Below are 21,722 nucleotides of genomic sequence, written 5' to 3'. Positions count from 1 at the left end.
TGCCCATCTGGGCTCCACTACCGCGGTTCGTACGTCACATCTTTGCCACAGCATTTTGCGGCCGCTAAGAATGGCTGCCGTCGCTCAGCACCGCGGGTTCCCCCGGCGGTGTTCGTGCAGGAGGAGCCGGTCTCCCCCGCGGACAACGAGCGACTCCGCGCTATTCGAAGAGGTCCAGCAGCTATGCCCAAGCACGCCCACAGTCCCACCCTGACCAAGCACCACAAGATCGCGCTCGCCGGTGTCGCCACGCTCGGCGCCGCCGCCCTCGCCTTCTCGGCCGTGCCCAGCAGCGCCGAGACGACCTCCGGCGCCCCCGCGGCCGCCGCCAAGGCGGCCTACGGCACCGCGCAGGTCAAGGACGTCACGGGTAAGGTCACGGACCAGCTGGCCCTGCAGAACGTCAAGGTCGAGGCCATCGCCGCCAAGACGAAGGCCTCCGCCCACCAGCTGCACGCGGCCCACGCGAAGAAGGTCCACGCGGCCCACGTCGCGCACGTGAAGCAGGCCCACGCGAAGAAGCTGCACGCGGCCCACGCGAAGCACGCCGCCGCCGTCAAGCAGGCCGCCGCCAAGCGCGCCGCCCAGCAGACCGCCAGCCGGTCCGCGCAGCGCCCGCAGATCCAGCAGGTCGCCGCGAAGACCTACGCCAACAACCTCGACGGCTGGATCCGCCAGTCCCTGGACATCATGCACTCCAAGGGCATCCCGGGCTCCTACAACGGCCTGTACCGCAACATCATGCGGGAGTCCTCCGGCAACCCCAACGCCATCAACAACTGGGACATCAACGCCATCAACGGCATCCCCTCCAAGGGTCTGCTCCAGGTCATCCCGCCGACCTTCGCCACGTACCACGTGGCCGGCACCTCGTGGAACATCTACGACCCGGTCGCCAACATCACGGCCGCCTGCAACTACGCCGCCCACCGGTACGGCTCGATGGACAACGTCAACAGCGCGTACTGAGGCCTGCGCGGACCTCTTCACGTACATGCCGAAGGGCGGCACCCCAGTGCGGGGTGCCGCCCTTCGGGCGTCCTGGGGGCACCGGCGTGCTACTTGCGCATGACCTCGGGCTCGTGGCGGCGCAGGAAGCGGGCCACGAGGAAGGCGCAGACCACACCGAGGGCGATCAGGGCGACCATGTCCAGGGTCCAGGCGCCGGCGGTGTGCGCCCACAGCGGGTCGTCGGGCTTGCCCTTGCCGGGCGGGGCGATCCCGTTGAAGTCCAGGGTGGCACCCGCGGCGGCGACGGCCCAGCGCGACGGCATCAGGTACGAGAACTGGTTGACGCCGACCGTGCCGTTCAGGGCGAACAGGCAGCCGGTGAAGACGACCTGGATGATCGCGAACATGACCAGCAGCGGCATGGTCTTCTCGGAGGTCTTCACCAGGGCGGACATGACCAGGCCGAACATCATCGAGGTGAAGCCGAGCGCCATGACGGGCAGGCAGAGCTCCAGGAGCGTGAGGTGGCCGAAGACCACGCCCTCCGCCGGGATCTTCCGGCTGGCGAAGCCGATGACGCCGACCAGCAGGCCCTGCAGGATCGTGACGATGCCGAGCACGAAGACCTTGGACATCAGGTACGCGGAGCGGGACAGGCCGGTCGCGCGCTCCCGCTCGTAGATGACCCGTTCCTTGATCAGCTCACGGACGGAGTTCGCGGCACCGGCGAAGCAGGCACCGACCGCCAGGATCAGCAGGACCGTGGTGGCCGTGCCGTTCGGGACGGGCTGCCTGGTCGCCGGATTGATCTCCGTGTTGACCAGCAGGTCCTTGCCCGAGTCGATGAGCAGGCTCACCGAACCGAGGACCAGCGGCAGCACGACCGTCAGGATCAGGAAGCCCTTGTCGGACGCGATCACCGACACGTACCGACGCACGAGCGTGGCGAACTGCGACATCCAGCCCTGCGGCTTCTTCGGCTTCATCGCCTGCATCGGCGGCATCTGTACGGCCTGCGGGGCAACGGCGTCGATGTCCGCGGCGTACATCTGGTAGTGCTGCGAGCCCTTCCAGCGGCCCGCCCAGTCGTAGTCGCGGTAGTTCTCGAAGGCGGAGAAGACGTCGGCCCAGGTGTCGTAGCCGAAGAAGTTCAGCGCCTCCTCCGGCGGCCCGAAGTAGGCGACCGCGCCGCCCGGCGCCATCACCAGGAGCTTGTCGCACAGCGCCAGCTCGGCCACCGAGTGGGTGACGACGAGGACCGTGCGGCCGTCGTCGGCGAGGCCGCGCAGCAGCTGCATGACATCGCGGTCCATGCCCGGGTCGAGGCCCGAGGTGGGTTCGTCGAGGAAGATGAGCGACGGCTTGGTGAGCAGCTCGAGGGCCACCGACACGCGCTTGCGCTGGCCGCCGGAGAGCGAGGTGACCTTCTTCTCCTTGTGGACGTCCAGCTTCAGCTCGCGCAGCACCTCGTCGATACGGGCCTCGCGCTCCTCGGCCGTGGTGTCGGCGGGGAAGCGCAGCTTGGCCGCGTACTTGAGGGCCTTCTTGACCGTCAGTTCCTTGTGCAGGATGTCGTCCTGCGGGACCAGACCGATGCGCTGGCGCAGCTCGGCGAACTGCTTGTACAGGTTGCGGTTGTCGTACAGCACCTCGCCCTCGTTGGCCGGGCGGTAGCCGGTCAGCGCCTTGAGCAGGGTCGACTTGCCGGATCCGGACGGGCCGATGACCGCGATCACGGACTTCTCCGGGACACCGAAGGAGACGTCCTTGAGGATCTGCTTGCCGCCGTCGACCGTGACGGTCAAGTGACGTGCGGAGAAGGAGACTTCACCGGTGTCGACGAACTCCTCGAGCCGGTCGCCGACGATCCGGAAGGTGGAGTGGCCGACGCCCACGATGTCGTCCGCGTCGAGCAGCGCGCTGCCGCCCTTGGCGATCGGCATGCCGTTGACGTACGTGCCGTTGTGCGAGCCGAGGTCGCGGATCTCCATGCGGCCGTCGGGCATGGAGTGGAACTCGGCGTGATGCCGCGAGACCTGCAGGTCGGAGACGACCAGCTCGTTGTCCAGGGCACGGCCGATGCGCATCACGCGGCCGATCGAGAACTGGTGGAACGTGGTCGGGCTGCGGTCGCCGTAGACCGGCGGCGCCCCCGCGCCACCACCGGAGGCCATGGCCGGAGCGCCCTGCTGCTGCGGGATCACCGACGGGGCCTGCTGCCAGCCCTGGTGCGGAGCCGGCTGCTGCACGGCCGACGGCTGCGGCGCGGGCGGCTGGGACCAGCCGGCGCCGCCCGCACCCTGCGCGGCGAACGGCTGCTGCCGGGGCTGCGGTTGGGCGACGGCGGCCGCGGCGCCGGAGAGGCCCAGGCGCGGTCCGTCGTTCGCGTTGCCGAGATGGACGGCCGAGCCCGGGCCGATCTCCGAGCGCTGGACCCGGCTGCTCTGCACGAAGGTGCCGTTGGTACTGCCGTGGTCCTCGATGACCCAACTACGGCCGTCGAAGCTGATCGTGGCATGCCGCCAGGAGACCCTGGCGTCGTCGAACACGATGTCCCCCTGCGGATCCCGTCCGAGGGTGTATGACCTGGACGGATCGAGCGTCCAGGTACGTCCGTTTGATTCCAGTACGAGTTCCGGCACTCCAAGCCCCATGAGTAGTCCCCCGAGTTACCCCCATCACGGGGAGTCTAGGGATGTCGAACATCGTCGGGAACTATTTCAGGCTCGGCCCTCTGACCGAAAGCCGGACCTTGTGGCGGCCTCGGTCGAGCGCTTCAACTCTTTCCGTTGACGGGGTTGAAACCGGGCCGGAGAGTGGTAATCCACGCGAGGGGGACAAGCGCGGCGGAGTGGTCCGGCGCGGCTGCGGATCGGGGGGCTGCCATGAGTACGGGTGCGTCCGGTACGGGAATCGAGCACGGGAGGCACGGCGGGCGGCTGCCGTGGGCCGACATCCTGCTGTCCTCGACAGCCGCCGTGAGCTGGGCGCTGATCGGTATGGCGGGTACGGCGGCGCTGGGCCTGCATCTGCTGCGGGCCGACGCGGCGGGCTCACTGGGCCCGATGACCGCGGCCGTTGTGGCGCTCGGGGCGGGTGGTTCGGTCACCCCTGACGGAGATCTGTCCGCTTTCGGCCTGAAGGGGGCCGAGGCCACCACCGCCATCGAGATCACGCCACTCGGGGTGAGCCTGGTCGGTGCGCTCCTTTTGTCATGGTTCTTCCTACGGTCCCTGCGCACGGCCGGAGTTGTGATCTCCCCGGCCGAACTGCTGGCCCGCGCGGGCTCGGTGGTGGTGCTGTTCGTGGCGGTCCTGGGCGGACTGGCCTGGGCGGGGCACTCCGTCGTGACGATCGACGGCGGTGCGCTCGGCCTGGACAGGCTGACGGGCGGCGGGAGCGGCGGCGGTGGCGGTAGCGGCGGCGGGCTGAAGATCCCCGGCATCGGTGACATCGGCGGGCTGCTGCCGGACCGCCTCGGCGACCTCGTGCACGCGAACGCGGCGGTCGGCTTCAGCGTGGACACGACGGCGACCCTGCTCGGTGGACTCGGCTGGTCGGTGGGCATCCTGCTGATCGCCCTGCTGGCCTCGCGCCGCACTCCGCTGCCACCCGGCTGGACGGCGGTGCACCGGGTGGTGCGGCCGGCGGCCTCGGCGCTGGTGACGGTGCTGCTGGTGGCCGTGGCGGCCGGCTGGGCGGCGGCGGCCTACGCGGCGATCGGCGATCCGCACCCGGCCCGGATCATGGGCGCGGCCCTGCTCGGCGCCCCGAACGGCGTCTGGCTCGGCATACCGATCGGGCTCTTCGTCCCCTTCGACGGCAGGGCCACGGGCGTCCTGACCATGTTCCTGCCGCACCCCCTGGACGAGCTCCTGAACTCCGGGTCCGACCAGTCGGTGACGCTGGGCCACCTGGCCGGCCTGGACGGACGGGTGTGGCTGCTGGGGGTCGCGGCGGCCCTGCTCATGCTGCTGGCCGGGGTGTTCACGGCGGTCCGGACGCCGGTGGGGCGGACTGCGCCCGGTTTCGCCGGGCGGTGTGCCGTGCGGCTGGGCATCGCCACCGCGCTCACGCTGCCGCTGCTGGCCTGGCTGACGGACGTGTCGGTGGACGCCTCGCTGTCGGTGCTGGGCTTCGACGCGTTCGGGGCGGGGATCCAGCTGCACGGGGAGCTGGGCATGGCGCTGCTGCTCGGCGCGGTCTGGGGTGCGGCGGCGGGAGCCCTTGGGGCGCTGCTGGCGTGGGTGACCGGGGCGGCGGGGTCACGGGCGGCTCCGTTGGCACTGGGTCACGGCGCGGCGGGCGGCGGGCCTGCCCGTCAGGGGGCCGACCGGGCTCCGGGGCTGGTCGGGAGCCGGACGGCGGGGCCGTACGTGCCGGGTACGCCGTACCGGCCGCCGAATCCGAACACGAACCCCTATCTCCGGGTGCCGGAGGAGCTGCGGGAGTCGGGGGGCGGCCGAGGGGCCCGGCCTGGCGAAGTGCCGGGGGCGGGGACGGCGCCGCCGGGCGGTTCCGCGGTCCCGGGCCGTCGTGCGCCGGGCACACCGCCCCCGGCGGACGACGGCCGCCGGGCCCCGGAGGAGAGCCGGGCGGGCGGCGGCCCCTCCGACGCGCCGCCGTCCGGCTCGGGCGATGTGTACGGCGCCCCCACCGTGGCGCGCCCCTTCGATCCGCCACCCCGCTCCGCGCGGCCCCGGCCGGGAACACGGCGGCCCGACGGCCCCCAGAGCGGTCCGGGCGCCGGACCCCCGCCGCCGCCCCCTCCCCCGCCGCCACCACCACCGCCCGGACGGCCCCGGAGGTGAGGCCGGCGCCTGGTTCGCGTCCTCCCCGCGGAACACGGAGTGTCCGCCGCGTGCGTGTCGGGGCGCTGAACCGTGCGTGAAGGCTCGGCGGGGTATGCCGCGGTCCCGGCCGCGGACATCGCACGCACGTGCGCTCGTAGGGCGGCGGCAAGGCGTCCGACACCGGCCCGACATCTATTGTTCCGTGTCCGTCAGGCGGACCACCTGCGCCGTAGGCACTGGGTGCCGGTTACCTTGGTTACACCATGAGCGATCCGCAGACCTCCGAGGTCCCCACTCTCCTCGTCAAGATTTTCGGCAAGGACAGGCCGGGCATCACGGCCGGCCTCTTCGACACTCTTGCCGCCTACATGGTCGACGTGGTCGACATCGAGCAGGTCGTCACGCGTGGCCGCCTGGTGCTGTGCGCGCTCGTGACCCAGCCCCCGGCGGGGCTCGAGGGCGACCTCAGGGCTACCGTGCACAGCTGGGCCGAGTCGATGAAGATGCAGGCGGAGATCATCTCCGGCCACGGCGACAACCGCCCGCGCGGCCTCGGCCGTTCCCTGGTCACCGTCCTCGGGCACCCGCTGACCGCCGAGTCGACGGCCGCCATCGCCGCCCGGATCGCCAAGACCGGCGGCAACATCGACCGTATCTTCCGGCTCGCCAAGTACCCGGTGACCGCCGTCGAGTTCGCGGTGTCCGGCGTGGAGACCGAACCACTGCGCACCGCCCTGGCCTCCGACGCGGCCGAGCTCGGCGTGGACATCGCGGTGGTCTCGGCGGGCCTGCACCGACGGGCCCAGCGGCTGGTCGTCATGGACGTGGACTCGACGCTGATCCAGGACGAGGTGATCGAGCTCTTCGCGGCGCACGCCGGCTGCGAGGACCAGGTCGCCGCGGTGACGGCGGCCGCGATGCGCGGTGAGCTGGACTTCGAGCAGTCGCTGCACGCGCGCGTGGCACTGCTGAAGGGGCTGGACGAGTCGGTCGTGCAGAAGGTGCGCGCGGAGGTCCGGCTGACGCCGGGCGCGCGGACCCTGATCCGTACGCTGAAGCGGCTCGGCTACCAAGTCGGCGTCGTCTCGGGCGGTTTCACCCAGGTCACCGACGACCTGAAGGAGCGGCTGGGCCTTGACTTCGCCCAGGCCAACACGCTGGAGATCGTCGACGGGAAGCTGACCGGCCGGGTGACCGGCGAGATCGTGGACCGGGCGGGCAAGGCGCGACTGCTGCGCCGGTTCGCCGCCGAGGCGGGCGTGCCGCTGGTGCAGACGGTGGCCGTCGGTGACGGGGCCAACGACCTCGACATGCTGAACGCGGCCGGTCTCGGGGTCGCCTTCAACGCCAAGCCGGTGGTCCGCGAGGCCGCGCACACGGCGGTGAACTTCCCGTTCCTGGACACGGTCCTGTATCTGCTGGGCGTCACCCGCGAAGAGGTCGAGGCGGCGGACACCCACGACGAGAGCTGAGCGCCGTCCGGCCGGTCCGGACATGCGGGCCCGGCACCGGTCTCCACGGTGCCGGGCCCGCGTCGTCTCACGGTGGCGGTGCGGTGGTCCGAGGTCTCACTCGGACGGTGCCCAGTAGTCCGCGAGCGTGGCCACACCGGGTTCCAGGGCCTTCCAGGAGCCCTCGTACGTCAGGACGGCGAAGGCGGCGGCGGGAAAGCCCCGGCGGTCCATCCGCTCACGGGCGTCGGCATCCGCGCCGCCGGCGAGGATCTCGGCCAGGCCGTGCACGCCGGGGTTGTGGCCGATGAGGATGACGGTCTGTACGTCGTCCGGCACCTCGTTGAGCACAGCGATCAGCTCGCCCGGCGAGGCCTCGTACACCCGCTCCTCGTAGACGGTTTTCGGCCGGTGCGCGAGCTCGTGGACCGCGAGCTTCCAGGTCTCCCGGGTACGCACGGAGGTGGAGCACAGTGCCAGGTCGAAGGTGATGCCGCTGTCCGCGAGCTTGCGTCCGGCGACGGCGGCGTCCATTCGGCCCCGCTCAGCGAGCGGTCGCTCGTGATCGGTCACCTGTGGCCAGTCGGCTTTCGCATGGCGGAAGAGGACAATCCTGCGGGGTTCTGCGACGCTCATGGCACCCAGCTTCGCATGAAACAGGCCATCGGGCTCAGGGAGTTGACATGCTCCTTCGCCCGGTCCGCGGAGGCCGCGCCGCCGGCCGGGCCAGTGCGTGCACGGCGTCGCGGGGCAGACGGGAATGTGACGGCAGGGCCTAGCGGGAGACGAGCTGCTGGGCCCGCTCGAAGAGGTGGGTGACGGCGGGGTCCCCGCCGGCCGCCTGGGCGTCCGCCGGGTTGAGTATCAGGATCAGCAGGGCGACGAAAGCGAGCGCCGGAAGGGCCAGCGCCCACCACGGGAGCCGGATGTCGACGCTGCCCGGGGTCGCCGGGTGGGACCGGGTGTGCGCTGGGGCCGGCATGATCGCCTCCGATGGATCCGGGGTCTGTCGGCCGCCCTCGCGGCCACACCTCGAAACTACGGAATCCGCGGTCGCCGCCCCATCCGGTGACCCACCCACTTGACCCTGACCCTCACCCCCTAGGGGATGGTGGTGCTAGCCCCACCATGCCCGCCGCGGGGGCGGTGGCCGGCCGTGGTCAGGGGGACGCGAGGGTCGCGATGACGGCGATGACGATGAAGATGGCGAAGAACGAGCCGAAGACGATCAGCATCTTCTTCTGACCGTTCTGGGGGTTCGGGTCGAGCACTGGCATGGGGTCAGTCTGGCACCTCCGGGAGGGGACGGACCGCGCGGGGTGGCCAGGACACGGCCGCCATCGGCCGACAGGGGCCGTCAGGGGCCGTCAGGCGGACGCGGCCGCCTCGTCCTCCACGATGCGGTCACGGCCGGCCAGGACGCCGACGGCCATCTGCGGGATCATCAGGCCGACCATGAGGGCGATCGGCAGGCCCCAGCCGCCGCTGTGCTGGTAGAGCACGCCCACCAGCAGCGGGCCGGGGATGGAGATCAGGTAGCCGGTGCTCTGGGCGAAGGCGGAGAGCTGGGCGACGCCCGCGCCGGTCCTGGCCCGCATCCCGACCATGGTGAGTGCCAGCGGAAAGGCGCAGTTCGAGACGCCCAGCAGGACGGCCCAGGCCCAGGCGCCGCCGGCGGGCGCGAGGTACAGGCCGGCGTATCCGGCAAGGCCGCAGACACCGAGTGCGATCACGATCGGGCCCTGGTGCGGCAGCCGGGTGGCCACCCGCGGGATGACGAAGGCCAGCGGCACGCCCATCACCATGGTGACGGCCAGCAGCAGTCCGGCCGTGCTCGCGGAGACGCCGGCGTCCCGGAAGATCTGCGCCATCCAGCCCATCGTGATGTAGGCGGCCGTGGCCTGGAGCCCGAAGAACACGGCGAGCGCCCAGGCGGTACGGCTGCGGGTGATCCGCAGGGCGGGCTGCTGCCGCTCCGTACGCGCGGGTGCCTCGGCCTCGGGTGCCGGTGCCGTTCCGCGGTCGCGGACCAGCGGAACCCACGGCAGCACCGCGACCGCCGCGAGCCCGGCCCAGACCGCCAGCCCGGTCTGCCAGCTGCCGCCGAGGGCGTCGGCCAGGGGCACGGTCACCGCGGCGGCCACCGAGGTGCCGGCGGCGAGGGCCATCGAGTACAGGCCGGTCATGGAGCCGACCCGGTCGGGGAACCAGCGCTTGACGATGACCGGCATCAGCACGTTGCTGACCGCGATGCCCATGAGCGCGAGCGCGCTGCCGGCCAGGAAACCGGCGGTGCTCCCGGCGTACGGCCGTATCAGCAGGCCGGCCGTGACGGCCGCCATGCCCGCGCAGACCACGGCCGCCGGGCCGAAGCGGCGGGCGAGGCGGGGGGCCATGACACCGAAGACGGCGAAGCAGAGCGGGGGCACGGAGGTGAGCAGTCCGGCCACGCTGCCGCTCATGCCGAGGCCGTCGCGGACCTCCGCCAGGAGCGCGCCGAGGCTGGTGATGGCGGGCCGGAGGTTGACGGCGGACAGCACGATGCCGACGACGACCAGCCGGGCCGCCCACGCGCGCGTGGCGGTCACGGGGCTCCTTTCGGGTGCCGCCGTCCGTGCTGTCGTCGGGGTCGCGGTCTCGGTTTCCTTGCCTGCCATGAGGCTCATCATAGAATCATGGGATGAATGGTTGTCCATCCCCGGGCGGACCCGGCCGCTCCCGCCGGGCCCTCGCGTGCGAAGGTGTGTCATGCCTCTGAGCCATCCGCGTCGCTCGGCGCTGTCCGAGCAGGTCATCGCCGCGCTGCGGAACCAGATCACCTCGGGTGAGTGGCCGGTCGGCTCCCGCATCCCCACCGAGCCGGAGCTGGTCGAGCAGCTCGGGGTGGCCCGCAACACCGTCCGGGAGGCCGTCCGGGCGCTGGCGCACAACGGCCTGCTGGACATCCGCCAGGGCTCGGGAACGTACGTCTCGGCCACCAGTGAGCTGGCCGGAGTGATGCACCGCCGGTTCGCCGGCGCCGACCCCCGGCACATCGCCGAGCTGCGCTCCACGCTGGAGTCGTCGGCCGCCCGGCTGGCCGCGGCCCGCCGCACGGAGAAGGACCTCAGGCAGCTCGACGCCCTCCTGGCGCGCCGCGAGCAGGCCTGGCGGTCGGGCGACGCGGAGGCCTTCGTGACGGCGGACGCGACCCTGCACCTGGCCGTGGTGGCCGCCTCGCACAACGACGTGCTGACGGCGATGTACGCCGACCTGGGCGAGGTGCTGCGGGAGTGGCTGCGCGCGGACGTCGGCGCCGAGCTGACGCCACAGTCGTACATGGACCACACCCGGCTGGTCGAGGCGATCCGCGCGGGTGACGCGGACGCGGCCGCCAAGGAGGCGGCGAGCTACCCGTTCCTGTGCCGTCCGGACCGGTTCAGCTCACCTTCTGGTGACTGATCCACACCGCGCGGACGTCCTTCCAGCAGCGGCCGGAGAGCCGTACGGTCATCGCCGGGCCGGTGTCGGCCGGGGAGCCGTCGGTGTCGATGTCCCACCACTGGGCGCACTCGATGTGCAGCCGGACCCGGTCGGTGTCGACGTAGGGGTTGTGGCAGTAGGCCACCACGTGCGAGCCGCGGACGGTGGTCCGGCACGAGGCGCCGAACAGCTGCGGGGCCGGCTCGTGTCCGTTCGGCACGCGCGCGTGGGACTCCGCGGCGCAGGGCAGCGACACCACGAGGGCGAGGGCCAGTGTCACCGGGGCCAGGCTGCGGGAAAGGCGCACAAGGGGGACCTCCTCGGCCGGGCTGGGGAGGGACATCGCGCGGTGCACGCGCAACCAGGGTGTGCCGCCGCGTCTCCAGGGTGCGCCGCCCGGCGGGTGATCACCCGGCCGGTGGGCCGAACGGGTGAGGCCCGTACCCCTCGCGGGACACGGGCCTCGACGCGCCTGTGCGGGTCAGGCGCCGATGGCGTGCAGACCGCCGTCCACGTGGACGATCTCGCCGGTGGTCTTCGGGAACCAGTCGCTCAGCAGGGCGACGATGCCCTTGCCGGCCGGCTCCGGGTCCTTGAGGTCCCACTCCAGCGGGGAGCGGTGGTCCCAGACGGAGGCCAGCTCGCCGAAGCCCGGGATGGACTTGGCGGCCATGGAGCCGATGGGGCCGGCGGCGATGAGGTTGCAGCGGATGTTCTGCTTGCCCAGGTCGCGCGCGAGGTAGCGGCTGGTGGCCTCCAGGGCGGCCTTGGCCGGGCCCATCCAGTCGTACTGCGGCCAGGCGTACCGGGCGTCGAACGTGAGGCCGACGACCGAGCCGCCGTTCTGCATCAGCGGCAGGCAGGCCATGGTCAGCGACTTCAGGGAGTAAGCCGAGACGTGCATGGCGGTGGCGACGGACTCGAACGGCGTGTTGAGGAAGTTGCCGCCGAGGGCGTCCTGGGGGGCGAAGCCGATGGAGTGGACGACGCCGTCGAGACCGCCGAGCTCCTCGCCGACGACGTCGGCAAGCCGCCCGAGGTGCTCGTCGTTGGTGACGTCGAGCTCGATGACCTTGGTGGGCTTCGGCAGCTTCTTGGCGATGCGCTCGGTCAGCGTGGGCCGCGGGAACGCGGTGAGGATGATCTCGGCACCCTGCTCCTGGGCCAGCTTGGCCGCGTGGAAGGCGATGGAGGACTCCATCAGCACACCCGTGATCAGGATGCGCTTGCCCTCAAGGATTCCACTCATGGTGATCAGTGACCCATTCCCAGTCCGCCGTCAACAGGGATGACGGCTCCAGTGATGTACGAGGCGTCGTCCGAGGCGAGGAACCGCACCGTCGCGGCGACCTCCTCGGGCTCCGCGTACCGGCCGAGCGGCACCTGAGACACGATGGTGGCGCGCTGCTCGTCGGTGAGCACCTTGGTCATGTCGGTGTCGACGAAGCCGGGCGCCACGACGTTGAAGGTGATGTTGCGCGAGCCCAGCTCACGGGCGAGGGACCGCGCGAAGCCGACCAGGGCGGCCTTGGAGGCGGCGTAGTTGGCCTGGCCGGGGCCGCCGTAGAGGCCGACGACCGACGAGATGAGGACGACCCGGCCCTTCTTGGCGCGCAGCATGCCGCGGTTGGCACGCTTGACGACCCGGAAGGTGCCGGTGAGGTTGGTGTCGACGACCGAGGTGAAGTCCTCCTCGGACATGCGCATCAGGAGGGTGTCCTTGGTGATGCCGGCGTTGGCGATCAGGACCTCGACCGGGCCGTGCGCGTCCTCGATCTCCTTGTAGGCCTGCTCCACCTGCTCGGAGTCGGTGATGTCGCACTTGACGGCCAGGACGCCCAGTTCCTTGAGCAGGGCCGGCGGCTCACCGGAGCGGTACGTGACGGCAACCTTGTCGCCGTTGTCGGCGAAAGCGCGGGCGATGGCGAGGCCGATGCCCCGGTTGCCTCCAGTGACGAGAACCGAGCGGCTCAACGGATCACCCTTTCGATCGGTGTGACAACCCGCCCGAACAGCTGGCATGACAGGCGGCTTCATCGAAAACCTATCGGTCCCGCCATCGCCGCGGGCAAGCGGGCACCGACAGTGGCTCGGGGGTGTCGCTGTCGGGTCCCTACAGAAAGGCCCGGTGCCGGGCCGAAACCTGTGGTCCACGGGCACGCGGGCGCGACATGATCGGACGGACAGGCCACGACAGCAGGGAGACCTCCGTGCCTCATTCCATCGACGAAGCCTTCACGGCGCTTCCGCTACGGGCCCTGGCCGACGCCGCGCTGGCACGCGCGCGTGCGCTGGGGGCCGAGCACGCGGACTTCCGGTTCGAGCGGGTGCGCAGCGCGTCCTGGCGGCTGCGGGACGCCAAGCCCGCCGGATCCTCGGACACCACCGACCTCGGATACGCGGTCCGGGTCGTGCACGGCGGTACCTGGGGCTTCGCTTCCGGGGTGGACCTGACCCTGGACGCGGCCGCCAAGGTCGCCTCCCAGGCGGTGGCGATGGCCAAGCTCTCGGCGCAGGTCATCAAGGCCGCCGGGTCCGACGAGCGGGTGGAGCTGGCCGGCGAGCCGGTGCACGCGGAGAAGACGTGGGTCTCGGCGTACGAGATCGACCCGTTCACCGTGCCGGACGAGGAGAAGTCGGCGCTGCTCGCGGAGTGGAGCGCGCGGCTGCTGGCGGCGAACGGCGTCAACCACGTCGACGCCTCGTTGCTCACCGTCCACGAGAACAAGTTCTACGCGGACACGGCCGGGACCGTGACCACCCAGCAGCGGGTGCGGCTGCATCCGCAGCTGACGGCCGTGTCGGTCGACGAGTCCAGCGGCGAGTTCGACTCGATGCGGACCATCGCGCCGCCGGTCGGCCGCGGCTGGGAGTACCTCACCGGCACCGGCTGGGACTGGGACGCCGAGCTGGAGCAGATCCCGGAGCTGCTGGCCGAGAAGATGCGGGCGCCGAGCGTCGAGGCGGGTCTGTACGACCTGGTGGTCGATCCCTCCAACCTGTGGCTGACCATCCACGAGTCCATCGGCCACGCCACCGAGCTGGACCGCGCGCTCGGCTACGAGGCCGCCTACGCCGGCACCTCCTTCGCCACCTTCGACCAGCTCGGCAAGCTGAAGTACGGCTCCGAAATGATGAACGTCACCGGCGACCGCACCGCCGAGCACGGCCTGGCGACCATCGGGTACGACGACGAGGGCGTCGCGGCCCAGTCCTGGGACCTGGTCAAGGACGGCACGCTGGTCGGCTACCAGCTGGACCGCAGGATCGCGCGGCTGACCGGCTTCGACCGCTCCAACGGGTGCGCGTACGCCGACTCCCCCGGGCACGTCCCCGTGCAGCGCATGGCCAACGTGTCCCTGCAGCCGGACCCGGCCGGGCTGGCGACGGAGGACCTGATCGGCGGGGTCGACCGCGGGATCTACGTGGTCGGCGACCGCTCCTGGTCGATCGACATGCAGCGCTACAACTTCCAGTTCACCGGACAGCGGTTCTTCAGGATCGAGAACGGCCGGATCACCGGGCAGTTGCGCGACGTCGCCTACCAGGCGACGACCACCGACTTCTGGGGCTCCATGACGGCCGTCGGCGGCCCCCAGACGTACGTCCTCGGCGGCGCCTTCAACTGCGGCAAGGCCCAGCCGGGACAGGTCGCCGCGGTGTCGCACGGCTGCCCCGCGGCCCTCTTCAAGGGCGTCAACATCCTCAACACCACGCAGGAGGCCGGTCGATGAGCGCCCGCAACAACAAGCCGCACGAGATCGTCGAGCGCGCTCTGGAGCTGTCCCGGGCCGACGGCTGCGTGGTCATCGCCGACGAGCACTCCACCGCCAACCTGCGCTGGGCCGGCAACGCGCTCACCACCAACGGCGTCACCCGCGGCCGTTCGCTCACCGTCGTCGCCACCGTGGACGGCAAGGAGGGCACGGCCTCGGGCGTCGTCTCCCGGTCGGCCGTGACCGCCGACGACCTGGAGCCGCTGGTGCGGGCCGCCGAGGCCGCCGCGCGCGGTGCCGGGCCCGCCGAGGACGCCCAGCCGCTGGTCACCGGCGTACCGGAGGCGCCGGACTTCACCGACGCGCCCGCCGAGACCTCATCCGCCGTGTTCGCCGACTTCGCCCCGGCGCTCGGCGAGGCCTTCGCACGCGCGCGTGCGGGCGGCCGCGAGCTGTACGGCTTCGCCAACCACGAGCTGGTGTCGACGTACGTGGGCACCTCGACCGGGCTGCGCCTCAGGCACGACCAGCCCACCGGCACGCTGGAGCTGAACGCCAAGTCGCCGGACCGTACCCGCTCGGCCTGGGCCGGACGCTCCACGCGGGACTTCAAGGACGTCGACCCCGGCGCGCTCGACGCCGAGCTCGCGGTACGGCTCGGCTGGGCCGAGCGGCGGGTGGACCTGCCGGCCGGCCGGTACGAGACGCTGCTGCCGCCGACCGCCGTCGCCGACCTGCTGATCTACCAGCTGTGGTCGGCGTCCGGGCGGGACGCGGCCGAGGGCCGGACGGTGTTCTCCAAGCCGGGCGGCGGCACCCGCGTCGGCGAGAAGCTGACCGACCTGCCGCTCACCCTGCGCAGCGACCCGAACGAGCCGGGCCTGGAGTCCGCGCCCTTCGTCGTCGCGCACTCCTCCGGCGGCGACCAGTCCGTCTTCGACAACGGGCTGCCCGTCGGTGCCACCGAGTGGGTGTCGGAGGGCGAGCTGAAGCACCTGACGACCACCCGGCACACCGCCGGACTGACGGGGCTCCCGGTCGCCCCGGCGGGCGGGAACCTGATCCTGGACGGCGGCCGGGACCGGTCCCTGGAGGACATGGTCGCCGCCACCGAGCGCGGGCTGCTGCTGACCTGCCTCTGGTACATCCGCGAGGTCGACCCGGCGACGCTGCTGCTCACGGGCCTGACCAGGGACGGCGTCTACCTGGTGGAGAACGGCCAGGTCACCGGGCAGGTGAACAACTTCAGGTTCAACGAGTCGCCGGTGGACCTGCTGGGGCGGGCGACCGAGGCCGGGCGCACGGAAAAGACGCTGCCGCGGGAGTGGAGCGACTGGTTCACTAGGGCTGCGATGCCCGCGCTGCGGGTGCCCGACTTCAATATGAGCTCTGTCAGCCAGGGCGTATAACCTCGTACCTGCTGACAAGACCACCCAAGGAGATACGAGAACCGTGACGGACATCGTCGACGAGCTGAAGTGGCGGGGGCTCATCGCCCTCTCCACGGACGAGGACGCATTGCGCAAGGCGTTCGCGGACGGTCCCGTCACGTTCTATTGCGGTTTCGACCCGACCGCGCCCAGCCTGCACCTCGGCAACCTCGTGCAGATCCTGACGATGCGCCGGATCCAGCAGGCGGGGAACCGCCCGCTGGGCCTGGTCGGGGGTGCCACCGGCCTGATCGGTGACCCGAAGCCGAACTCCGAGCGCACGCTCAACGCGCCCGAGGTCGTCGCCCAGTGGGTGGAGCGGCTGCGCGCCCAGATCGCTCCGCTGCTGGACTTCGAGGGTCCGAACGCGGCGGTCATGGTCAACAACCTGGACTGGACGCAGGGCCTGTCGGCCATCGAGTTCCTGCGTGACATCGGCAAGCACTTCCGCGTGAACAAGATGATCGCGAAGGAGGCCGTGGCCCGGCGCCTGGAGTCCCAGGAGGGCATCAGCTACACGGAGTTCAGCTACCAGATCCTCCAGGGCATGGACTTCCTCCAGCTGTACCGGCGCTACGGCTGCACGCTGCAGACCGGCGGCAGCGACCAGTGGGGCAACCTCACCTCGGGCACCGACCTGATCCACAAGGTCGAGCCCGACGCCGTGGTGCACGCGCTGGGCACACCGCTGATCACCAAGGCCGACGGCACCAAGTTCGGCAAGACGGAGTCCGGCACGGTCTGGCTCGACCCGGAGATGACCACTCCGTACGCCTTCTACCAGTTCTGGCTGAACGCCGACGACCGGGACGTCTCCAAGTTCCTGCGGATCTTCAGCTTCAGGTCCCACGAGGAGATCGAGGAGCTGGAGAAGCAGACCGAGGAGCGTCCGCAGGCGCGGGCGGCGCAGCGGGCGCTGGCCGAGGAGCTGACGACGCTCGTCCACGGAGCCGACCAGACCGCGGCGGTGATCGCCGCGTCCAAGGCGCTGTTCGGGCAGGGCGAGCTGGCGGAGCTGGACGACCGGACGCTGGCGGCGGCGCTGTCCGAGGTGCCGCACGTCAAGGTCGCCGAGCTGGGTCCGGTGGTCGACCTGTTCGCCGAGGTCGGGCTGGTGGCGTCCAAGTCCGCCGCGCGGCGGACCGTGAAGGAGGGCGGGGCCTACGTGAACAACGTGAAGGTGACCGCCGAGGACGCGGTGCCGGCCGCGGACGAGCTGCTGCACGGGCGGTGGCTGGTGCTGCGACGGGGCAAGAAGAATCTGGCGGCCGTGGAGGTCGCCGGTTCGTAGGCGCCGTAGGGGTGCGGGGCGCGTTGTCGGCCGCGGGTTCGATGTGGCTGGTCGCGCAGTTCCCCGCGCCCCTTTCGGGGCGCGTCAGATGCGCTGTTTGCGCTTTCCCAAGGTCGCCGTGTACGCCATGTCGCCCAGGAAGACGATGATGATCGCCGCCACCAGCTGGAACAGGTGACGGGTCCAGTCGATGCCCGGTGTCGCCGCCACGCCGACCGCGCGGGCGACCGCGTTGCCTGCGATGGCGCCGAGGATGCCGAAGATGGTCGTCAGCCACAGAGGGCTGTGCTGCTTGCCCGGGATGACCGCCTTCGCGATGAGGCCCAGCACGAAACCCACGATGATCGCCCACAACCAGCCCATGACTGCCTCCTCGTACGGCTCGACGTGAGCATTACGCCAAGTCTCGGCCCGTACGCCGTACGGCGCATGTCGGTACCGCCGTACGCGCTACGGCGCAGGCCGTTCGCGCAGGCGGGAGGGCGACCCGGTCTCGAAGGCGGCGCAGGCGCGGCGTAACGTGGGAAGGGTCCTGACCCGGTTCCCCGAGCGGGTGCGGACCGGGTACGGGCCGGGGAGAGTCCGATGCGGGCGGATGGTGGAATGTGATGCGGAAGCAGCGCGGTGACGGCAACGTCCAGGTGTTCCGGATCACCGGAGCCCGTACCGGCCTGGCGGAGGACGTACGCGGCCGGCAGCGGCGGTACGTCATCTCGATGGGCATCCGGACCATGTCGGTGATCCTCGCGGTGACGTTGTGGAACGTCGAACGGTACGTCGCCGTCGTGGCCCTGGTGCTGGGGGCGCTGCTCCCCTACGTCGCCGTCGTCATCGCCAACGCCGGCCGGGAGCAGCCGAAGTCCCTCCCGTCGACCTTCGGGATCGCGCCGACGCGGCTGATGATCGCGCCGCCGCGGGCGGAGGGGACGCAGCCGGAACCCGTCCCGGAGGACGTGGTGGCGGACCCGGCGGCGGGGACCGTGAGCGGCGAGCAGGCGGAGCCGGTCTGAGCTCGGGGAGGCGGCGCGGACGGGCGGCGACGCCGCCCGAAGCTCAAGAAATGCTCAGATCTATCGTGCTGTTCCAGTGCCGGGCCAAGGGTGACCCGTGACATACTGCGTACGCGCTCCGCATCCCCCGTCGGAGCGACGGACCGACGCCGGGCAGCTCCCCCCGTGGCTGCTCGGCGTCGCCTTGTTTACGGGGCTTTTTTGCGAGACGAAGCAGTGCGAGACGAAGCAATGAGTGACGTTGTCTGTTCAGCGAAGGGCTGTCGCGCCGCCGCGGTGTGGGTGCTGGCGTGGAACAACCCGAAGATCCACACGCCGGAGCGGCGCAAGACCTGGCTCGCCTGTGAGGAGCACCGGGAACATCTCTCCCAATTCCTGGGCGTGCGCGGGTTCCTGAAGGACGTCGTGCTGCTGCGGGAGTGGGAATCGCCCGAGCAGGAAGGGTAGGCCGGGTACGCCGGGCTAGCCGCCGATCGCCGACATCGGCCGGTCCGGCTGCACGAATTTCGGATCGTCCAGTCCCGCACCCGCCTTCTTTCCCCACATCGCCAGCCGCCACCTGCGGGCGATCTCCTCGTCCGGCGCGCCCGAGCGGAGCGCGCCGCGCAGGTCCGTCTCCTCGCGTGCGAACAGGCAGGTCCGTATCTGGCCGTCGGCCGTGAGGCGGGTGCGGTCGCAGGCCGCGCAGAACGGGCGGGTGACCGAGGCGATGACGCCGACGCGGTGCGGGCCACCGTCGACCAGCCAGCGCTCCGCCGGGGCCGAGCCGCGGTCGTCGGCGCCCTCGGGGGTGAGATCGAAGCGGCTGCGGAGGGAGGCGAGGATGTCCCCGGCCGTCACCATGCTGTCGCGTTTCCAGCCGTGCTGGGCGTCGAGCGGCATCTGCTCGATGAAGCGCAGCTCGTAGCCGTGGGCCACCGCCCAGGCGAGGAGGTCGGGGGCCTCGTCCTCGTTCAGGCCGGGCATCAGGACCGTGTTGACCTTGACCGGGGTGAGGCCGGCGTCGTGGGCGGCCCGGAGGCCGTCCAGGACGTCCTGGTGGCGGTCGCGGCGGGTGAGGGTCTTGAAGACCTCCGGGCGGAGGGTGTCCAGGGAGACGTTGACCCGGTCAAGGCCGGCCGCCTTGAGGGCCGTCGCGGTGCGGCGCAGGCCGATGCCGTTGGTCGTCAGGGACATCCGGGGGCGGGGGGCCAGGTCCGCCACGCGCTCGACGATGCCGACCAGGCCCGGGCGCAGCAGCGGCTCGCCGCCGGTGAAGCGGACCTCCTCGACACCCAGCAGCCGGACGGCGATGTCGACCAGCCGGACGATCTCGTCGTCCGTGAGCAGGTCGGGCTTGGCCAGCCACTGCAGGCCCTCCTCGGGCATGCAGTACGTACAGCGCAGGTTGCACCGGTCGGTCAGCGAGACTCTCAGGTCGGTGGCCACCCGGCCATAGGTGTCGATGAGCACGTGGGCCCCCTCCCTCGTCGCGGATCGGATCTCTGCCGTCACTTGTGAGCCTACGTGACGGCACTGACATCGGGAGAGGCCTGATACCACGAGGAACGACGCGGCCGCGCCGTAGGATCCTACGGTCCCGTCGACGCGGCCAGTCGTACGAAGCTCAGTGCGCTCCGGTGCCGGTCAGGGACCGCACCTCCAGTTCCGCGTACTTTGCGGCGTCCGGGGCCTCCTTGGAGAGGAGAGTGCCCACGACGCCGAGGAGGAATCCGACCGGGATCGAGATGATGCCCGGGTTCTCCAGCGGGAACCAGTGGAAGTCGACGCCCGGGAACATCGACGTCTCCTTTCCGGACACCACCGGTGAGAACAGGACCAGGCCGACCGCGGTGACCAGGCCGCCGTAGATCGACCAGAGGGCTCCGGCGGTGGTGAACCGCTTCCAGAAGAGGCTGTAGAGGATGGTCGGCAGGTTGGCGGAGGCGGCGACCGCGAAGGCGAGCGCGACCAGGCCGGCGACGTTGAGGTCGCGGGCCAGGGCGCCGAGCACGATCGACACCGCGCCGATGCCGACGGTGGCGTAGCGGGCCGCGTTGATCTCCTGCTTCTCGGTGGCCTGGCCCTTCTTGATGACGTTGGCGTAGATGTCGTGCGCGAAGGACGACGAGGATGCCAGGGTGAGGCCCGCGACCACGGCGAGGATGGTCGCGAAGGCCACCGCGGAGATGGTGGCCAGCAGGATCGCGCCCCAGTTGGAGTCGACGCCGCCCAGGTGGAGGGCGAGGAGGGGGGCCGCGGTGTTGCCCGACTTGTTGGAGGCGATGATCTCGTCGGGTTTGATCAGTGCGGCCGCGCCGAAGCCGAGGGCGAGGGTCATCAGGTAGAAGGCGCCGATCAGGCCGATCGCCCAGAGGACGGACTTCCGGGCGGCCTTGGCGGTGGGCACGGTGTAGAACCGGATCAGGATGTGCGGCAGTCCGGCGGTGCCGAGGACCAGGGCGATGCCGAGGGAGAGGAAGTCCAGCTTGCTGGTGCCGGTGGCACCGTACTTCAGGCCGGGCTCCAGGAAGGCGGCACCCTTGCCGCTGTTGTCGGCGGCCTTGCCGAGCAGGTCGGAGACGTTGAAGTGGAACTTGGCCAGGACCATGAAGGTCAGCAGCAGGGCGCCCGCGATGAGCAGCACGGCCTTGACCATCTGGACCCAGGTGGTGCCCTTCATGCCGCCGATGGTGACGTAGACGATCATCAGGACGCCGACCAGGGCGACGATGCCGATCTTGCCGCCGTCGCTGGTGATGCCGAGGAGCAGGGAGACGAGGACGCCCGCTCCCGCCATCTGGGCCAGCAGGTAGAAGATCGAGACGACGATCGTGGAGGTGCCGGCGGCGGTGCGGACCGGGCGCTGGCGCATGCGGTAGGCCAGCACGTCGCCCATGGTGTAGCGGCCGGAGTTGCGCAGCGGCTCGGCGACCAGGAGCAGGGCGACCAGCCAGGCGACCAGGAAGCCGATGGAGTAGAGGAAGCCGTCGTAGCCGAACAGGGCGATGGCGCCGGCGATGCCCAGGAAGGACGCGGCGGACATGTAGTCGCCGGAGACGGCGAGGCCGTTCTGGAAGCCGGTGAACTGGCGGCCGCCCGCGTAGAAGTCGGCGGCGTCCTTGGTCTGGCGGCCCGCCCAGACGGTGATGACGAGGGTCGCGGCGACGAACACCGCGAACAGGGTGATGATCAGCGTCCGGTGCTCACTGGCCTCGCCGGCCGCCATCGTGATCGCGGGGTTCATGCGCCGCCCTCCATCCGGGACTTGATGGCCTCGGCCTTGGGGTCGAGCTTGGCGGCGGCGTGCCGGGCGTACCACCAGGCGATGAGGAACGTGGTGAGGAACTGGGCGAGGCCGAGGACCAGGGCCACGTTGATGTTGCCGACGACCTTGGTGCCCATGAAGTCGTCCGCGTAGTTGGAGAGCAGGACGTACAGCAGGTACCAGGCGATGAAGGCGAGGGTCAGCGGGAAGGCGAAGGAGCGGTGGGAGTGCCGCAGTTCGGCGAACTCCGGACTCTGCTGCACCTCGGCGAACTCCTCGCCGGAGGGGTGCCGGGTCTGCGTGTTCGAGGGCGGTGGTGTCTCGGTGGCCACGGAGTCTCCTCGCGATACGGACATGCGGATTCTGACCTC

At 71.0% G+C, this 21,722-nt stretch carries 21 protein-coding genes; 9 read left to right on the top strand and 12 right to left on the bottom strand.

The genetic code is table 11. From position 1 onward, the window contains the following. Positions 1-183 precede the first annotated feature (183 nt). Entirely contained in the window at positions 184-969 is a 786-nt protein-coding gene (locus tag ACFY0K_RS10310; RefSeq protein WP_390639437.1) for a transglycosylase SLT domain-containing protein, read from the top strand. A gap of 89 nt (positions 970-1,058) precedes the next feature. Here ACFY0K_RS10310 and ACFY0K_RS10305 read toward each other — a convergent pair whose 3' ends face one another. Next, positions 1,059-3,605, bottom strand: a complete 2,547-nt coding sequence (locus tag ACFY0K_RS10305; RefSeq protein ID WP_382732404.1) for an FHA domain-containing protein — start codon at positions 3,603-3,605, stop codon at positions 1,059-1,061. A gap of 231 nt (positions 3,606-3,836) precedes the next feature. Between ACFY0K_RS10305 and ACFY0K_RS10300 the strand changes: the two genes are divergently transcribed. After that, positions 3,837-5,762 carry a streptophobe family protein gene (locus tag ACFY0K_RS10300; RefSeq protein WP_390639436.1) on the top strand — a complete coding sequence of 642 codons (1,926 nt, stop codon included), beginning with the start codon at positions 3,837-3,839 and terminating at the stop codon, positions 5,760-5,762. 245 nt (positions 5,763-6,007) lie between these two features. Continuing rightward, complete coding sequence (gene serB / locus ACFY0K_RS10295) at positions 6,008-7,216, top strand: phosphoserine phosphatase SerB (RefSeq protein WP_351958531.1); 1,209 nt, start codon at positions 6,008-6,010, stop codon at positions 7,214-7,216. A 96-nt stretch (positions 7,217-7,312) separates the two neighbouring features. Here serB and ACFY0K_RS10290 read toward each other — a convergent pair whose 3' ends face one another. From ACFY0K_RS10290 to ACFY0K_RS10275, 4 genes are all read right to left on the bottom strand, one after another. Next, positions 7,313-7,831: a histidine phosphatase family protein gene (locus tag ACFY0K_RS10290; protein ID WP_351958530.1), complete on the bottom strand. Its 519-nt coding sequence runs from the start codon at positions 7,829-7,831 to the stop codon at positions 7,313-7,315. Between the two features lie 139 nt (positions 7,832-7,970). After that, positions 7,971-8,177 (bottom strand): hypothetical protein, encoded by a 207-nt coding sequence (locus tag ACFY0K_RS10285; protein WP_351958529.1) that lies wholly within the window; start codon positions 8,175-8,177, stop codon positions 7,971-7,973. Between the two features lie 178 nt (positions 8,178-8,355). After that, on the bottom strand, positions 8,356-8,472 hold the full coding sequence (locus ACFY0K_RS10280; protein WP_089107830.1) for an SGM_5486 family transporter-associated protein: 117 nt from the start codon (positions 8,470-8,472) through the stop codon (positions 8,356-8,358). 90 nt (positions 8,473-8,562) lie between these two features. Beyond that, positions 8,563-9,864: a CynX/NimT family MFS transporter gene (locus tag ACFY0K_RS10275; RefSeq protein ID WP_390639435.1), complete on the bottom strand. Its 1,302-nt coding sequence runs from the start codon at positions 9,862-9,864 to the stop codon at positions 8,563-8,565. A 79-nt stretch (positions 9,865-9,943) separates the two neighbouring features. On the opposite strand from ACFY0K_RS10275, the gene ACFY0K_RS10270 reads away from it, so the two are divergent. Beyond that, the gene (locus ACFY0K_RS10270) at positions 9,944-10,636 is read left to right on the top strand and encodes an FCD domain-containing protein (protein WP_351958527.1); all 693 of its coding nucleotides are present in this window, start codon (positions 9,944-9,946) and stop codon (positions 10,634-10,636) included. On the opposite strand, the gene ACFY0K_RS10265 is transcribed toward ACFY0K_RS10270, so the two are convergent. The 3 genes from ACFY0K_RS10265 to fabG form a co-directional block, all read right to left on the bottom strand. Then, on the bottom strand, positions 10,614-10,964 hold the full coding sequence (locus tag ACFY0K_RS10265; RefSeq protein WP_382732413.1) for a hypothetical protein: 351 nt from the start codon (positions 10,962-10,964) through the stop codon (positions 10,614-10,616). The two genes, ACFY0K_RS10270 and ACFY0K_RS10265, sit on opposite strands and share 23 nt — an antisense overlap. A gap of 174 nt (positions 10,965-11,138) precedes the next feature. Continuing rightward, a complete protein-coding gene (gene fabI / locus ACFY0K_RS10260; RefSeq protein ID WP_390639434.1) occupies positions 11,139-11,906 on the bottom strand; it encodes an enoyl-ACP reductase FabI in 768 nt (255 codons plus the stop codon). A gap of 5 nt (positions 11,907-11,911) precedes the next feature. Then, positions 11,912-12,631 carry a 3-oxoacyl-[acyl-carrier-protein] reductase gene (fabG, locus tag ACFY0K_RS10255; protein ID WP_351705716.1) on the bottom strand — a complete coding sequence of 240 codons (720 nt, stop codon included), beginning with the start codon at positions 12,629-12,631 and terminating at the stop codon, positions 11,912-11,914. A 236-nt stretch (positions 12,632-12,867) separates the two neighbouring features. Here fabG and ACFY0K_RS10250 point away from each other — a divergent pair, with 236 nt between their 5' ends. The 3 genes from ACFY0K_RS10250 to tyrS are packed head-to-tail and all read left to right on the top strand — an operon-like array spanning position 12,868 to position 17,094. Continuing rightward, entirely contained in the window at positions 12,868-14,391 is a 1,524-nt protein-coding gene (locus ACFY0K_RS10250; protein WP_390639433.1) for a TldD/PmbA family protein, read from the top strand. Next, positions 14,388-15,782: a metallopeptidase TldD-related protein gene (locus ACFY0K_RS10245; protein WP_390639432.1), complete on the top strand. Its 1,395-nt coding sequence runs from the start codon at positions 14,388-14,390 to the stop codon at positions 15,780-15,782. Before ACFY0K_RS10250 ends, ACFY0K_RS10245 begins: the two co-directional genes overlap by 4 nt. Positions 15,783-15,825: 43 nt before the next feature. Next, positions 15,826-17,094, top strand: coding sequence for a tyrosine--tRNA ligase (gene tyrS / locus ACFY0K_RS10240; RefSeq protein WP_390639431.1), 1,269 nt, complete (start codon positions 15,826-15,828; stop codon positions 17,092-17,094). An 84-nt stretch (positions 17,095-17,178) separates the two neighbouring features. On the opposite strand, the gene ACFY0K_RS10235 is transcribed toward tyrS, so the two are convergent. Further along, positions 17,179-17,457 (bottom strand): GlsB/YeaQ/YmgE family stress response membrane protein, encoded by a 279-nt coding sequence (locus ACFY0K_RS10235; RefSeq protein ID WP_390639430.1) that lies wholly within the window; start codon positions 17,455-17,457, stop codon positions 17,179-17,181. 245 nt (positions 17,458-17,702) lie between these two features. Here ACFY0K_RS10235 and ACFY0K_RS10230 point away from each other — a divergent pair, with 245 nt between their 5' ends. Next, a complete protein-coding gene (locus tag ACFY0K_RS10230; protein WP_390639429.1) occupies positions 17,703-18,104 on the top strand; it encodes a DUF3099 domain-containing protein in 402 nt (133 codons plus the stop codon). Positions 18,105-18,335: 231 nt separating this feature from the next. Next, on the top strand, positions 18,336-18,551 hold the full coding sequence (locus tag ACFY0K_RS10225) for a hypothetical protein (protein WP_390639428.1): 216 nt from the start codon (positions 18,336-18,338) through the stop codon (positions 18,549-18,551). A gap of 15 nt (positions 18,552-18,566) precedes the next feature. Here the strand turns inward: ACFY0K_RS10225 and moaA are convergent, their stop codons facing one another. From moaA to ACFY0K_RS10210, 3 genes are all read right to left on the bottom strand, one after another. Then, the gene (gene moaA, locus ACFY0K_RS10220) at positions 18,567-19,556 is read right to left on the bottom strand and encodes a GTP 3',8-cyclase MoaA (protein WP_390639427.1); all 990 of its coding nucleotides are present in this window, start codon (positions 19,554-19,556) and stop codon (positions 18,567-18,569) included. Positions 19,557-19,710: 154 nt separating this feature from the next. Next, positions 19,711-21,330, bottom strand: coding sequence for a cation acetate symporter (locus ACFY0K_RS10215; protein WP_390639426.1), 1,620 nt, complete (start codon positions 21,328-21,330; stop codon positions 19,711-19,713). Then, the gene (locus tag ACFY0K_RS10210) at positions 21,327-21,683 is read right to left on the bottom strand and encodes a DUF485 domain-containing protein (protein ID WP_351958516.1); all 357 of its coding nucleotides are present in this window, start codon (positions 21,681-21,683) and stop codon (positions 21,327-21,329) included. The genes ACFY0K_RS10215 and ACFY0K_RS10210 overlap by 4 nt, the downstream gene beginning before the upstream one ends. Positions 21,684-21,722: the final 39 nt, after the last annotated feature.

The organism is Streptomyces sp. NPDC001507, assembly GCF_042894765.1.
Taxonomy (GTDB): domain Bacteria; phylum Actinomycetota; class Actinomycetes; order Streptomycetales; family Streptomycetaceae; genus Streptomyces.
Note: the sequence above shows the minus strand (reverse complement) of the source record. Positions and strands in the feature narration are given on the sequence as shown.

Excerpts from the sequence above, each read along its gene's own strand:
- ACFY0K_RS10310 (WP_390639437.1), top strand. The coding sequence starts at position 184 with ATGCCCAAGCACGCCCACAGTCCCACCCTGACCAAGCACCACAAGATC.
- ACFY0K_RS10305 (WP_382732404.1), bottom strand. The coding sequence starts at position 3,605 with ATGGGGCTTGGAGTGCCGGAACTCGTACTGGAATCAAACGGACGTACC.
- ACFY0K_RS10300 (WP_390639436.1), top strand. The coding sequence starts at position 3,837 with ATGAGTACGGGTGCGTCCGGTACGGGAATCGAGCACGGGAGGCACGGC.
- serB (WP_351958531.1), top strand. The coding sequence starts at position 6,008 with ATGAGCGATCCGCAGACCTCCGAGGTCCCCACTCTCCTCGTCAAGATT.
- ACFY0K_RS10290 (WP_351958530.1), bottom strand. The coding sequence starts at position 7,831 with ATGAGCGTCGCAGAACCCCGCAGGATTGTCCTCTTCCGCCATGCGAAA.
- ACFY0K_RS10285 (WP_351958529.1), bottom strand. The coding sequence starts at position 8,177 with ATGCCGGCCCCAGCGCACACCCGGTCCCACCCGGCGACCCCGGGCAGC.
- ACFY0K_RS10280 (WP_089107830.1), bottom strand. The coding sequence starts at position 8,472 with ATGCCAGTGCTCGACCCGAACCCCCAGAACGGTCAGAAGAAGATGCTG.
- ACFY0K_RS10275 (WP_390639435.1), bottom strand. The coding sequence starts at position 9,864 with ATGATGAGCCTCATGGCAGGCAAGGAAACCGAGACCGCGACCCCGACG.
- ACFY0K_RS10270 (WP_351958527.1), top strand. The coding sequence starts at position 9,944 with ATGCCTCTGAGCCATCCGCGTCGCTCGGCGCTGTCCGAGCAGGTCATC.
- fabI (WP_390639434.1), bottom strand. The coding sequence starts at position 11,906 with ATGAGTGGAATCCTTGAGGGCAAGCGCATCCTGATCACGGGTGTGCTG.
- ACFY0K_RS10245 (WP_390639432.1), top strand. The coding sequence starts at position 14,388 with ATGAGCGCCCGCAACAACAAGCCGCACGAGATCGTCGAGCGCGCTCTG.
- ACFY0K_RS10235 (WP_390639430.1), bottom strand. The coding sequence starts at position 17,457 with ATGGGCTGGTTGTGGGCGATCATCGTGGGTTTCGTGCTGGGCCTCATC.
- ACFY0K_RS10230 (WP_390639429.1), top strand. The coding sequence starts at position 17,703 with ATGCGGAAGCAGCGCGGTGACGGCAACGTCCAGGTGTTCCGGATCACC.
- ACFY0K_RS10225 (WP_390639428.1), top strand. The coding sequence starts at position 18,336 with ATGAGTGACGTTGTCTGTTCAGCGAAGGGCTGTCGCGCCGCCGCGGTG.
- ACFY0K_RS10215 (WP_390639426.1), bottom strand. The coding sequence starts at position 21,330 with ATGAACCCCGCGATCACGATGGCGGCCGGCGAGGCCAGTGAGCACCGG.